This window comes from Blastomonas sp. (assembly GCF_046294995.1).
Classification (GTDB): Bacteria; Pseudomonadota; Alphaproteobacteria; order Sphingomonadales; family Sphingomonadaceae; genus Blastomonas.
Genome location: NZ_JBKBOG010000008.1, coordinates 83,735 through 96,041 on the forward strand (window position 1 = coordinate 83,735; position 12,307 = coordinate 96,041).

Genomic DNA, 12,307 nt, shown 5'->3' on the forward strand with positions numbered 1-12,307 from the left:
TGACATCCTTCTGCTAGATGGGGTGCTCGCCACCTAGCCCGTCATCGTGATGCAGCGCAACAAAAACACAACCCCACACCGGAAAATGTCGGGCATGCGCCACATAAATACCAGCGCCCTCGCGAAGAGCGCCGCGGTGGCAACCAATCCGCTGGCTGTTGGTAACCGTTGCACCACAAGGTCTGGCAATCCCGGTATACGGCACGCTGCTTGCCGCTTTGACCGTTCGTGGGTCAATGCACAGCAGCATTTCGCTGCAACGCTGGGTGATCTGCCGTCCGAAAGCCCCGCAATGGAGTGTCATGGGTTGCGCATCGGCATTATTTCCCATCTCAAGCACCCGATAGGCGAACCGTTTGCCGGTGGCCTGGAAATGCACACATTCCAACTCGCCAGGATGTTGCGGTCGCGCGGTCACGATGTCACCCTGTTTGCGTCCACCAGATCGGATGCGCGTCTGGGGCTGGAGGCGATCTGCTCGGAAACCGCGATCGCGACGGTCGGGACCGCCGAAGCGGGCGATGTTGCGTTCTTTCGCGAACACCATGCCTATCTGTCGTTGATGAACGACCTGCGGACGCGCGATTTCGACATCATCCACAACAACGCGCTGCATTACCTGCCGGTTTCGATGGCGGACGCCTTGCCGATGCCGATGGTCACGACGCTGCACACGCCGCCATTCTGCTGGCTCGAAAGCGGCATCCGGCTGAGCAACTGTGCCCACCATGCGCTGGTCGGGGTGTCGCAGTCGGTCAAGCAGCAATGGGCGCACGTCCGCAGCGTGGACGCGGTGATACCCAATGGCATCGATCTCGACAATTTCGCCTTCCGGCCGGTCGCCGATATCGACCCCTATCTGGTGTGGTATGGCCGGATCGTTCCCGAAAAAGGCCTGCATATGGCGATCGACGCAGCCCGCCAGGTCGGATTGCCGCTGCGCTTTGCCGGGCCCGTGCATGACCAGGCCTATTGGCGCGATGAGATACGGCCCAGGCTCGGCGACCATGCCCGGCATGAGGGCCATCTGGCCCATGCCGCGCTTGCCAGCCTGATCGGCGGGGCCCGCGCGTTCGTGTGCTCGCCGATGTGGGACGAGCCATACGGGCTGGTGGTGGCTGAGGCGCTGGCCTGCGGCGTACCTGTCGCAGCCTTTGCGCGCGGCGCCATTCCCGAAATCATCGATGCCTCGTCGGGTGTGCTGGCCGTCCCGGACGACGCCGGTTCGCTCGCGCTTGCCACTATGGCTGCGATGCAGCTTGACCGCCGCGCATGCCGCAGCCGCGCCTTTGCAACCTGCGATGCGGGCAGAATGATCGACGCCTATGAAGCCATCTATGCTCATATGATCCTGCGCAAGCAGGCACAGGATCTGCCGAAGCTGCCGCGGGCGCGGGGAGCTTTGACGCTGGCGGACCACTATCCCGTCGGGGGCTTGCGCCCCGCAACGCCGGTTGCCGCACATGGATGAGATCGCGCCAAGCCGGCTGTGCGTGTGCGTGCCTGCGCGCAACGAGGCAGAGCGTCTGCCCCGGCTTGTCGATGCCATCGCGGCGCAGGACTGGCCCGGGGTCATTCCTGTGGCGATCGGCGTCAACAACACGACCGACGACAGCCTCGATGTGCTGGACCGCTGCGCGGCGACCTATGCTGGCAGGCTTGCGATCGATGTCAGCGCCATCACCTTTGCGCCGCACGATGCGCATGCCGGATCGGCACGCAGGTTTGCCATGGACCGGGGCGCGGCGCTGCTGGGCCATGACCATCGCGCGATCCTGGTGAGTACCGATGCCGATGCCCGGCCGCCGCGCGGATGGCTGTCAGCGATCGCCGCTGCCGTGGCGCGCGGCGCCGATGTCGTGGGTGGGCGGCTCGAGATCGATCCGGAAGAGCCTTTGCCTGAACCCGCCGCCCGGCTGCGCCAGGCGCTGGACCGCTATTGGGCGCAGGTCCGCGCGATCGAGGATGCCATCGACCCCGTGGCCTGGGATCCGCAGCCGCGCCACGGCGATCATACCGGCGCCAGCGTCGCGATTACGGTCGGGGCATATCAGGCGTGCGGGGGAGTGCCGCTGATCGCCAGCGGCGAAGACTGTGCGATGGTGATGGCGGCCGTCGCGCATGGGGCCAGACTGACCCATCCGCCCGATGTCTGGGTCAACGTATCGCCGCGGTGCATCGGGCGCGCGCAAAATGGCATGGCGGATGATATGGCGCGGCTGGTGGCAGCCGCGTCCGGCGGACCGCCGATCCTGATGCCCGGCTTCGATCATTGGCGTGCCAGGGTGGCGTGGCGCCGCAGGATGCGCGCGCAATCGGATTGTCCCGCCCGGCTGGTGCATGAAGAAGCGCTGCTCCCGCCAATGCCGCGTGACATGCTGCTGGAGAGCGTCGAATGACCCCGCGTCCTGTCACGGCCAGCACGCCCCGTTCTGCCTCGTGCGATGGCGTCGCCGCTGCCACCGATATCGCGGAACAGCTCGCGGAGCTTGGCGCGCGCTACGACGCTGCGCCGGTCTACCCTGCCGACAGCATGGCGCTGATCGTGAAATCCGGCCTGCACCGGACATTCGCGCCGGTCGAAAGCTCAGGCCAGCCGTTCGAGGACGCGGTGCAGCGCACTCTGGCAATGCTCGATGTGCTGCGTGTCATCGGCCGCGCTGACCTCAGCGTCGGCCGGTTGTACGAGGGCCATGTCAATGCGCTGCTGCTTTTCGGATGGTACGGCGCGCCTGCGCAGCTGAAGATGCTCGAACGCTCGCTCGCCACCGGCGGCCTCTTTGGCGTCTGGGCAACCGAACCTGCGCCCGGCGTCGTGATCGAGTCGACGCCGACAGGTCACGTGCTCAAGGGGTCGAAGTCGTTCGCCACCGGCGCGGGCGGCAACCGCCATGCCTTGGTCACGGCCCGCCCGCCTGGCGGCGAATCGCAGCTCGTCATCGTCCGGGCCGACGATCCTGCGCGCACCGACCTGTCGGACTGGCGGGTGCGTGGCATGCGCGCGACAGGCAGCGGTACTTATTCGCTCGATGGCATCGAGCCGACGCGGGACGACTGGCTGGGCAAGGACGGCGATTACCAGCGGGACCCCCGGTTTACAGCCGGAGCATGGCGTTTCACCGCTGTCCAGCTGGGCGGCATCGAAGCATTGCTCACCGAAATCCGTGGTGCCATGCGTCCGGCCGCACGCGAGGATCCGGTGCAGCGCGCGCGCTTTGCCGATGCCGTCGCCGCCACTCGCACCGCCTATATGTGGGTCCGCGAATGCGCCTTGCGCGCCGCAGCGGAGGATCCGGACAGCGTGGCGTTCGCGCAGATGACGCGCGGGATCGTCGAGCGCGCAGGGCTGGACGTGATGGAGGCTGCGGCGCGGATCACCGGCACCTACAGCGCGCGGGACGGTACCCGCATCGACAAGATCACCCGCGACCTCAGCCTTTATCTGCGTCAGGCCGGACCCGATTACGCGCGCGACCAGGCGGCCCAGGCCTGGCTCGACCGGGACCCATGGGGTTCATCGGACGCATTGTGGTGACCGAGGGCCTGCGCGCCACCCGCCTGTCCGCGCGACCGTGGCGGTATCTGCGCTGGCTGGTGATCGCCCCGCATCCGGATGACGAGACCTTGGGCGCGGGCGCGCTGATCTATCAGACGGCGCGCGAGGACCGGTTGGCTGCAATAGCCTATCTGACGGATGGAACAGGGTCGCACCCTGCGCGTCCCGGACGCAGGCTGGCCGCGGTTCGACGGCGCGAGGCGGCATTGGCGATGCGCCGGCTGGCCGGCAGGCCGATCGACCGTATCCATCTGGACTGGCGCGATGCATCGCCGGCCGCGCCGGGCGACGCTCTGTTCGGCCGCACCTGCCGCCGTCTGGCACGGCTGTGCGAACGGCGGCGGGTGGATGCGATCGCGGTGACTGCGCTCGACGAGCCGCATTGCGATCATGCCGCCGCAGCCAGGCTGGCCTATGCCGTCCGCGATTCCAGCAGGCGCGCGCTGCGCGTCGTCGAATACATCGTGTGGGGGCGACGTCGATCGACAGGCGACGGAGCCCGGCTCAGAACCGAGCCGATGCCGGCAGGCATTCGCCGTCGGGCGCTGGCGGCCCATCGCAGCCAGACCGGTCCGTCGCAGGGCCCGGGTTTCCGCCTGCCGCGTGCGTTCAGGCGCATGCCTGCGATCGACATACTTTATCGCACCGGAGATTGAGATGCGTCACCAGACCAGCCTTGATGCCGACTATTTCGAGCAGATGTTCCGCAAGTCGCCCGACCCCTGGGGGTTCGAGACCAGCGCTTACGAGCAGGAGAAATACGCGCAGACGCTCGCGGCGCTCGGCGGTAAGCGGTTCAAACACGTTCTCGAGGTCGGCTGCGCCAACGGTGTGCTGACCGCACGGCTTGCCCCGCATTGCCACCGGCTGCTGGCGATCGATGTCAGCGAAACGGCGCTTTCGGCGGCGCGCGAACGCTGTGCCGGCTTGCCCGAAGTTGCGTTCGACCGGATGGCGTTTCCACGCCAGACGCCAGCGAAAAGTGCCTTCGACCTGTTGCTGCTGTCCGAGGTCGCCTATTACTGGGACGATGCGGACCTGCAGCGCGCAGCCGCCTGGATTTCCAGCGCGATGTCAGCTGCGGGTGATCTGCTGCTGGTGCACTGGACCGGTGGAACCGACTATCCCCAAAGCGGCGACGATGCCGTGACCAAGCTGCACCAGATGCTCGATGGCCATATCGACGTTCTGCGTGCCGATCGGCACGCCGAATACCGGCTGGACCACTGGCGCATGCGCGCGTGATCGCGGTCGTCCCGATCCTGTGCAACCATAAGGCGCATCAAGGGTGGGCTCAGGCGCCGCCGATGCTCAACGCCACGGCTTCGGCAATCTTGATGCCATCGACCGCCGCCGACAGGATGCCCCCGGCATAGCCTGCACCTTCGCCCGCAGGAAACAGCCCTTGGGTGTTCAGGCTTTGCAGATCGTCACCCCGGGTGAAGCGGATCGGGGATGACGTGCGGGTCTCGACCCCGGTCATCACCACATCGGGGTGATCATAGCCCGGGATCTGCCGCCCGAAAACGGGCAATGCCTCGCGCATCGCGGTCACGGCAAAGTCGGGCAGGCATTGCGCCAGATCGGTCATGTGCACGCCGGGCTTGTAGGATGGCGTGACCGATCCCAATGCCTGCGAGGGGCGGCCTGCGAGGAAGTCGCCCAGCCTTTGCGCCGGGGCCTTGTAGCTCGATCCACCCGCGACATAGGCCATCGATTCCCAGTGCCGCTGCAGCGCGATCCCCGCGAGCGGATCGCCTGGAAAGTCGCGCGCCGGGTCGATCGCGACGACCAGCCCGGAGTTCGCATTGCGCTCGTTGCGCGAATACTGGCTCATGCCGTTGGTGGCGACGCGGCCTTCCTCGGAGGTCGCAGCGACCACGGTGCCGCCGGGGCACATGCAGAAGCTGTACACGGTCCGGTCGTTACTGCAGTGGTGCGAGATGTGATATTCGGCCGCGCCGAGGATCGGATGGCCGGCCTCGACCCCGAACCGCGCCTTGTCGATCCACGATTGCGGGTGCTCGATCCTGACCCCGATCGAAAACGGCTTGGCCTCGACATGGACGCCGGCCGCATGGAGCATCGCAAAGGTGTCGCGCGCACTGTGACCGATCGCAAGCACGACATGGTCGGCCTCGAGATATTCGCCGGTGCTCAGGTGCACTCCGCGCACACGCCGGTCGCCCTGGGCATCGGTGGTGATATCGATGCCATCGACGCGGTTCGAGAAGCGGTATTCGCCGCCGAGTTCCTCGATGCTCTTGCGCATGCTCTCGACCATCGTCACCAGCCGGAAGGTTCCGATATGCGGATGCGCCTCGGTCAGGATCTCGGCCGGAGCGCCCGCCTTGACGAACTCGGTCAGCACCTTGCGGTCGCGGTTGCATGGATCCTTGATCCGGCTGTAGAGCTTGCCATCGGAAAAGGTGCCCGCGCCGCCCTCGCCGAACTGCGCGTTGGATTCCGGGTTGAGCACCCCGCGCCGCCACAGCCCCCAGGTGTCCTTGGTCCGCTCGCGCACCACCTTGCCCCGGTCGAGGATGATCGGGCGAAACCCCATCTGGGCCAATATCAGTCCGGCAAAAAGCCCGCATGGCCCCGCGCCGATGACGACTGGCCGCTTTGCCCCGCCTCCTGGCGGTGCCTTGGCGACAAGATGATAACGCGGATCGGGGGTACGCTGGACGTTGCTGTCCTTGCGAAAGCGCGCGAGCACCGCCGCCTCGTCTTTCACGTTCACGTCGACCGAATAGACCAGCTGGATGTTCGCCTTGTTGCGCGCATCATGGCCGCGGCGAGCGACGACATGGCGTACCAGCTCGCGCGGGGCGATCCGCAGCCGCTTGCAAATCGCAGCGGGCAGCGCCTCGTCGGGATGATGGAGCGGCAGGGTGAGTTCGGTGATGCGCAACATTGTGCGGCTTTACAGAGTGGCAGACCGGTATGCCAACCGCTCATGTGCGCTCTGTGTCGATCTCGTCGGAGGAATGTGTCGCCCGGGGTTGCCGGAAGCCCAACTCTGGGCTTTGCCAAGCCAATGATGAATGGTGCACCCGACTGGATTCGAACCAGTGGCCTCTGCCTTCGGAGGGCAGCGCTCTATCCAGCTGAGCTACGGGTGCGTGGGAGCCGGAAGGCACGCCCTTAGCAAGCGCCGCGCTGCGCCGCCAGTCCCTTTGTGAAGCCATTCGCGCCGCTTCGCGCTGCCGTTATTGACCCGGCGGCCCCGGCGCGGCTATAGCTGAAGCCCGCAAGTTGGCGGCCCTTTGAGCAGGGTCGCCTTTTCTGTTTGGTGCAGAGGCCCCCTGCGCCTTGCCTGCTTGCCGGATATGCCATCGGGGACCGCTTGCCAGGAAGGACAAGGCCGCCATGACGATCACGCCGCTGATGCCCGTTTACCCCCGGTGCGATGTACGCCCGGTGCGCGGGGAAGGCTGTTATCTGATCGGAGAGCGCGGCGAGCGATATCTGGATTTCGCCAGCGGCATCGCGGTCAACCTGCTGGGCCACGGCCATCCGCATCTGACCAAGGCGATCCAGAAGCAGGCCGAAACGCTCGTTCACGTTTCGAACCTGTACGGCAGCCCGCAGGGCGAGCATCTGGCGCAGCGGCTGGTCGATTCGACCTTTGCCGACACGGTGTTCTTCACCAATTCGGGCGCCGAGGCGGTCGAGTGCGCGATCAAGACCGCACGCGCCTATCACCAGTCCGAGGGCGGCGATGCCAACCGCACGGTGCTGATCACCTTCAAGAACGCCTTTCACGGGCGGACGATGGCGACGATCAGCGCGTCGAACCAGGAAAAGATGCACAAGGGCTTCGCGCCACTGCTCGCCGGTTTCCGCTATGTCGATTTCGACGATCTGGAGGGCGCCAAGGCCGCGCTCGGCCCCGATGTCGCAGGCTTTCTGGTCGAGCCGATCCAGGGCGAGGGCGGTGTCCGCCCGGCTTCCCCGGAGTTCATGAAGGGCCTGCGCGATCTGTGCGACGAGCACGATCTGATGCTGGTGCTCGACGAGGTCCAGTGCGGCGTCGCGCGCACCGGATCGCTCTATGCCTATGAGCAATACGGCATCCTCCCCGACATCATGGCGACCGCCAAGGGTATCGGCGGCGGCTTCCCGATGGGTGCGTGCCTTGCCACCGAAAAGGCGGCGCGCGGCATGGTCGCAGGGACGCATGGCTCTACCTATGGCGGCAATCCGCTCGCCATGGCAGCGGGCGAAGCGGTGCTCGATGTCGTCGACAATCCAGAGTTCCTCGAACACGTCCGCACTACGGGCGACCGCTTGCGCGGGGCGCTCGAGCAGTTGATCCCCAACCATGACGCGATCTTCGATTCGGTCCGCGGCATGGGGCTGATGCTGGGATTGAAGCTCAAGCCGGCGGTCGAGGCGCGCAACTTCGTGGCGCATCTGCGCGATCATCACGGGCTGCTGACGGTGGCTGCGGGCGAAAACGTCGTGCGTATCCTGCCGCCGCTGGTGATCGAACAGACGCATGTCGACGAGTTCATCGAACGCCTGTCCGCAGGCGCACGCGAGTTCGCCGTGCCGGTGGCTGCTTGACGTAACACTTAGCCCTCTCCCCTTCAGGGGAGAGGGTTGGGGAGAGGGGCAAGCCGCACAGCTTTGCATGACATTCCCCTCTCCAACTTTGCCTGGGCAGCAAGCTGCCGAGGCTCCGTATCCTCTCCCCTGAAGGGGAGAGGAAGGAGATTGAATATGACCCGTCATTTCCTCAACCTGTCCGATGCCGGACACGATGCCATTGCCGCGATGCTCAACGATGCGCTCGACCGCAAGGCGGTGCGCCATGGCTGGCCGCGCGGCAAGGCCGATCCCGATACGCCGCTCGAAGGCCACACGCTTGCCATGGTGTTCGAGAAGAACTCGACCCGCACCCGCGTTTCGTTCGACATGGCGATCCGCCAGCTCGGCGGCACCAGCCTGATCCTCGATTCGGGCAGTACCCAGCTGGGCCGCGGCGAGAGCGTCGCCGATACCGCGCGCGTGCTCTCGCGGATGTGCGATGCCATCATGATCCGCACCGATGATCACGCCAAGGTCGAGGCGATGGCCCATTTTGCCACGGTGCCGGTGATCAACGGGCTGACCGACCTGTCGCATCCGTGCCAGATCGTCGCCGATCTGCTGACCATCATCGAGCATCGCAAGGCGCTGCCCGGGCTGGTCGTCGCGTGGCTGGGCGACGGCAACAACGTGCTGCACTCGATCATCGAGGCGGCGGGGCTGATGAAGTTCACCGTGCGGGTCGGATGCCCGCTGGGCTATGATCCCGACGATGGCTTTGTCGCACGCGCGCAGGCTGCGGGCGGCACGATCACGCTGCATCGCGACGCGGCCGAGGCGGCTGCAGACGCCGACGTCATCGTCACCGATACCTGGATATCGATGGGGCAGGAGCATGCCGAGGCAAAGCTCAAGGCGATGATGCCGTTCCAGGTCAACGGCGCGCTGATGGCGCTGGCCAAGCCCGATGCCCTGTTTCTCCACTGCCTGCCCGCGCACCGCGAGGAAGAGGTGACCACCAACGTGATCGATGGCCCGCAATCGGTGGTGTGGGACGAAGCGGAGAACCGGCTGCACGCGCAGAAATCGGTGCTGCGCTGGGTGTTCGGCCAGATCTGACGACACCAAAAAAGCCCCGGAGCGCGATGCTCCGGGGCTTTTTGCGTTCGGGACTGCAGCGCGGATCAGCTGTTGATCAGGTTGCTGTGCTTTTCAGACAGCTTGTACGCCTTTTCATACCATTCCGAGCCCGGATAGTTGGCGCCCAGCACCGCGGCCGACCGTTTGGCTTCCTGCGGGATGCCCAGCGCCAGATAGCATTCGGTCAGCCGATACAGCGCCTCGGCGGTGTGGCTGGTGGTCTCGTATTTCTCCACGACCTCGCGGAAACGCAGCGTCGCCGCCAGCCAGTTGGAGCTGCGCTGGTAATAGCGGCCGATTTCCATTTCCTTGCCCGCAAGGTGATCGTTGACCAGATCGATCTTCAGCCGCGCATCGGCGGCATAGCGGGTGTTGGGGTAGCGGCGCATCACCTCGCCAAGTGCGGCGAGCGCCTGTTGGGTGATCTTCTGGTCGCGGGTGACATCGCTGATCTGCTCGTAATAATTGAGCGAGATCAGATAATAAGCGTACGGCGCGTCCTTGTTGCCGGGATGGATCGCAAGGAACCGCTGTGCCGACTGGATCGACTTGTTGTGATCCTTGGCAAGATAATAGCTGAACGAGCTCATCAGCTGCGCGCGGCGCGCCCAGGGTGAATAGGGGTGCTGCCGCTCGACCTCGTCGAACAGCTCGGCGGCGATCTTGTTCTGGCCGCGGTCGAGCCGGTCCTTGGCCGCCATATACAGCGTGCTGACATCGCGTGCGATGTAGTTGGTGTTGACCTTGTTCTTGCCTCCGGCACAGCCAGAAAGAAGAGCCAGCGCGCCCGCGCTTGCCAGAGCCAGTTTGATCGCCTTGTTCATGGCCGCAACCCTTATCGGCTAAGCACCCGTGCGCCAAGCGCAAATCAAGCGGGGTGGCGAGGATTCGCCATGCCGCCCGATCGCTAGTTTTTGCCGCCTGTATCGCCGATGAACCGCGCGGGCTTTTGGTATGACATTCAGAAGCTTCCGTTGATATCGATCGAGAACACCGGGCCGAAAAACCGGTCGCGGTCCTCGACGAACGCCACCGGTCCATCGCGCCGGCCGACATAGAAGGTGCGGCGGAACGCCTCGTTGGTGCCAATGAGGTTGGAAAGCCCGGCGCGCACGGTCAGCCCGCGCACGTTCTTGTGCTCGACGTAGAAGCCCAAGTCGCCGCCATTGATCGGGAATTGCGCCAGCTGGCTCAGGCGGACTTCATCGGCCTGGCTGAAGTCGAAATAGTTCGCGCCCGCCGCCCAGTTGCCGCCGGGGATGTCATAGCGCAGTTCGGCGCTGAACTCGTGGATAAGGTCGCCGGAGATGCGGCGGCGGATGCCGGTGAGCGGATCGGGCAGGCTGGACTTGCGATAGGTATAATCGATGTCGAAGCGCACCCCGGTCCAGCCGATGACATCCATCTTGAAGGTGCTGTCGAGCGTGACGCCCCAGATCGTCGCGCTCTCGATATTGCCCGGAGCCTCGCCGGTGAGCCCGATCGGAACCTGATCGACGATATCCTCGACGAAATTGACGAACGCCTTGGCGTTGATCGATCCCAATGCACCCAGGTTCCGCGTCGCCTGAAAATCGACGTTCCAGCTTTGCTGCGGCACCAGTTCGGGATTGCCGCTGTTCTGGTTTTCCGCGCCGAGATCGGCCGACGCCACGAAATCGAAGAAGTTGAGCTGGCCCACGTCGCGCTGGACGCGCAAGCTCAGGTCGAGCCGCTTGCTGGGCTTCCATGCCAGCGAGATGAAGCCCTTGGGGCGGATGAAGCTTCGCGTCAGGCCACCTGCGCCGCTTTGCATGATCTGCGAATATTCAGCCCCGATCGACGCCTGCAGCGTGAGCGTGGGCGACAGCGGGCGGCCATAGCTCATGCCAACCTCGGCGCGCTTTTCCTCTACCGTGGCGTCCGATCCGGGCAGCGGCACCGGCTGGAAAACCCCGGCCGCATCGAGCAGCGCCAGCTCGGCATTGGTATCGAGCGTGTTGATCGCGCCTTCCAGGCTGAACTGCCAGTCGGCACCGCCTGCCTTCCAGCCATATTCGGCGCGCGCGATGGTTTCGGTCTCGTCGATCACGGTGGCCAGGCTGTTGCCTTCACGCGGGCGGTTGTCCTCGAAATCCAGGAAGATCCGGGTGAAGAACGGGCTGTGCTCGAACCGGCGCAGGCCGATCAGTTTGAGCGTGCCGCCCCCGAGCGCAAACGCGTAATCCCCGCCGATCTCGTAGTTGTACTCCTTCTCGGTCTCGAGATAATCGCGGTCTCGCACCACCTCGCCATCGGAATCTTCGGTGATCCGGGTCCAGGGGCGCTCGAACGAGAGGTTGATGTTGCCGATCTGGCCGCTGTCGCCGGTGTATTTGAGGCCAGCGGCGATTTTGGGCTGGTCGCCGTCGACGAAAAGATTCTCGTAGCGCCGATCGGTGACGTTGCCTGCGGCATCGAGCACCCGCTCGGTGCCCTGGTTGCCGTTGCGAAAACTGTTGTTGGAGAGGCTGAGCGTATAGGCGATCTTGCCCGCCTTGCCGCTGACCGAGACCTCGCCATCGAAAAGCTGCGGGTCGGTGTGGCGGAAGCGGATGCGCGGGCTCCAGCGGAACTGGCCAGTCAGCGAATCCACCTTGCTGACGATGTTGACCACCTGGCCGGTGAGGCCCGGCAGGTTGAGCGTCGCACCATCGATCAGCTCGATGCGGATGACATTGGCCGCACCGATGCGGCCAAGTTCGGACACCACATCGTTGCTCTTGCCCGAAAAGCGTTCGCCATTGATCAGCACGTTGCTGCCTGCCTGGCCAAGTCCGCGGCGATCTTCACCCTGGTCGATCGAAAAGCCGGGGATCTGGCGGACCATGTCGAGCGCGGTGCGCGGCGCGAACTGGTTGAAATACGCCGGATCAAAGCTGCGCAGCGTAGTGGGGGCGGGCGGGGCAGGGGCAGCAGGTGCAGGCGCATCCTGCGCGTTCACCACGCCGGGGCTGCACAGGATTCCCGCCAAGGCCGCAGAGGCAAGCAATCGATTGGTCACGCAAAAAATCCCCCTGCGGGCGCGGCAGTCCGAACGGCCTTGCAACTACACCC

11 protein-coding genes and 1 tRNA gene are annotated in these 12,307 nt (G+C 65.2%); 7 read left to right on the forward strand and 5 right to left on the reverse strand.

What is annotated here, in order from left to right; all coding sequences use genetic code 11:
* Window positions 1–13: 13 nt before the first annotated feature.
* Window positions 14–379, reverse strand: coding sequence for a hypothetical protein (locus ACK4R0_RS10710; RefSeq protein WP_409673980.1), 366 nt, complete (start codon window positions 377–379; stop codon window positions 14–16).
* Between ACK4R0_RS10710 and ACK4R0_RS10715 the strand changes: the two genes are divergently transcribed.
* Genes ACK4R0_RS10715 through ACK4R0_RS10735 form a run of 5 tightly spaced genes read left to right on the forward strand, consistent with a single transcriptional unit; the run spans window position 308 to window position 4,801 of the window.
* On the forward strand, window positions 308–1,471 hold the full coding sequence (locus ACK4R0_RS10715; protein WP_409673921.1) for a glycosyltransferase: 1,164 nt from the start codon (window positions 308–310) through the stop codon (window positions 1,469–1,471). The two genes, ACK4R0_RS10710 and ACK4R0_RS10715, sit on opposite strands and share 72 nt — an antisense overlap.
* Window positions 1,464–2,399, forward strand: coding sequence for a glycosyltransferase (locus tag ACK4R0_RS10720; protein ID WP_409673922.1), 936 nt, complete (start codon window positions 1,464–1,466; stop codon window positions 2,397–2,399). Before ACK4R0_RS10715 ends, ACK4R0_RS10720 begins: the two co-directional genes overlap by 8 nt.
* Window positions 2,396–3,535: an acyl-CoA dehydrogenase family protein gene (locus tag ACK4R0_RS10725; RefSeq protein WP_409673923.1), complete on the forward strand. Its 1,140-nt coding sequence runs from the start codon at window positions 2,396–2,398 to the stop codon at window positions 3,533–3,535. The genes ACK4R0_RS10720 and ACK4R0_RS10725 overlap by 4 nt, the downstream gene beginning before the upstream one ends.
* Window positions 3,532–4,212 carry a PIG-L deacetylase family protein gene (locus ACK4R0_RS10730; RefSeq protein ID WP_409673924.1) on the forward strand — a complete coding sequence of 227 codons (681 nt, stop codon included), beginning with the start codon at window positions 3,532–3,534 and terminating at the stop codon, window positions 4,210–4,212. Before ACK4R0_RS10725 ends, ACK4R0_RS10730 begins: the two co-directional genes overlap by 4 nt.
* A 1-nt stretch (window position 4,213) precedes the next feature.
* On the forward strand, window positions 4,214–4,801 hold the full coding sequence (locus tag ACK4R0_RS10735; protein ID WP_409673925.1) for an SAM-dependent methyltransferase: 588 nt from the start codon (window positions 4,214–4,216) through the stop codon (window positions 4,799–4,801).
* A 49-nt stretch (window positions 4,802–4,850) separates the two neighbouring features.
* Here ACK4R0_RS10735 and ACK4R0_RS10740 read toward each other — a convergent pair whose 3' ends face one another.
* Window positions 4,851–6,473, reverse strand: a complete 1,623-nt coding sequence (locus ACK4R0_RS10740; protein WP_409673926.1) for an NAD(P)/FAD-dependent oxidoreductase — start codon at window positions 6,471–6,473, stop codon at window positions 4,851–4,853.
* 131 nt (window positions 6,474–6,604) lie between these two features.
* Window positions 6,605–6,681 (reverse strand) — tRNA-Arg (locus ACK4R0_RS10745).
* A 247-nt stretch (window positions 6,682–6,928) separates the two neighbouring features.
* Here ACK4R0_RS10745 and ACK4R0_RS10750 point away from each other — a divergent pair.
* Both ACK4R0_RS10750 and argF read left to right on the forward strand, forming a co-directional pair.
* Complete coding sequence (locus tag ACK4R0_RS10750; RefSeq protein ID WP_409673927.1) at window positions 6,929–8,128, forward strand: aspartate aminotransferase family protein; 1,200 nt, start codon at window positions 6,929–6,931, stop codon at window positions 8,126–8,128.
* A 156-nt stretch (window positions 8,129–8,284) separates the two neighbouring features.
* A complete protein-coding gene (gene argF, locus ACK4R0_RS10755; protein ID WP_409673928.1) occupies window positions 8,285–9,211 on the forward strand; it encodes an ornithine carbamoyltransferase in 927 nt (308 codons plus the stop codon).
* A 65-nt stretch (window positions 9,212–9,276) separates the two neighbouring features.
* On the opposite strand, the gene ACK4R0_RS10760 is transcribed toward argF, so the two are convergent.
* Together ACK4R0_RS10760 and ACK4R0_RS10765 are read right to left on the reverse strand one after the other, a co-directional pair.
* Entirely contained in the window at window positions 9,277–10,056 is a 780-nt protein-coding gene (locus ACK4R0_RS10760) for an outer membrane protein assembly factor BamD (RefSeq protein WP_409673929.1), read from the reverse strand.
* A 137-nt stretch (window positions 10,057–10,193) separates the two neighbouring features.
* The gene (locus ACK4R0_RS10765) at window positions 10,194–12,254 is read right to left on the reverse strand and encodes a TonB-dependent receptor plug domain-containing protein (RefSeq protein WP_409673930.1); all 2,061 of its coding nucleotides are present in this window, start codon (window positions 12,252–12,254) and stop codon (window positions 10,194–10,196) included.
* Window positions 12,255–12,307 lie beyond the last annotated feature (53 nt).

Coding starts and splice junctions, on each gene's coding strand:
- ACK4R0_RS10740 (WP_409673926.1), bottom strand. CDS start 6,473: ATGTTGCGCATCACCGAACTCACCCTGCCGCTCCATCATCCCGACGAG.
- argF (WP_409673928.1), top strand. CDS start 8,285: ATGACCCGTCATTTCCTCAACCTGTCCGATGCCGGACACGATGCCATT.
- ACK4R0_RS10725 (WP_409673923.1), top strand. CDS start 2,396: ATGACCCCGCGTCCTGTCACGGCCAGCACGCCCCGTTCTGCCTCGTGC.
- ACK4R0_RS10720 (WP_409673922.1), top strand. CDS start 1,464: ATGGATGAGATCGCGCCAAGCCGGCTGTGCGTGTGCGTGCCTGCGCGC.
- ACK4R0_RS10735 (WP_409673925.1), top strand. CDS start 4,214: ATGCGTCACCAGACCAGCCTTGATGCCGACTATTTCGAGCAGATGTTC.
- ACK4R0_RS10750 (WP_409673927.1), top strand. CDS start 6,929: ATGACGATCACGCCGCTGATGCCCGTTTACCCCCGGTGCGATGTACGC.
- ACK4R0_RS10760 (WP_409673929.1), bottom strand. CDS start 10,056: ATGAACAAGGCGATCAAACTGGCTCTGGCAAGCGCGGGCGCGCTGGCT.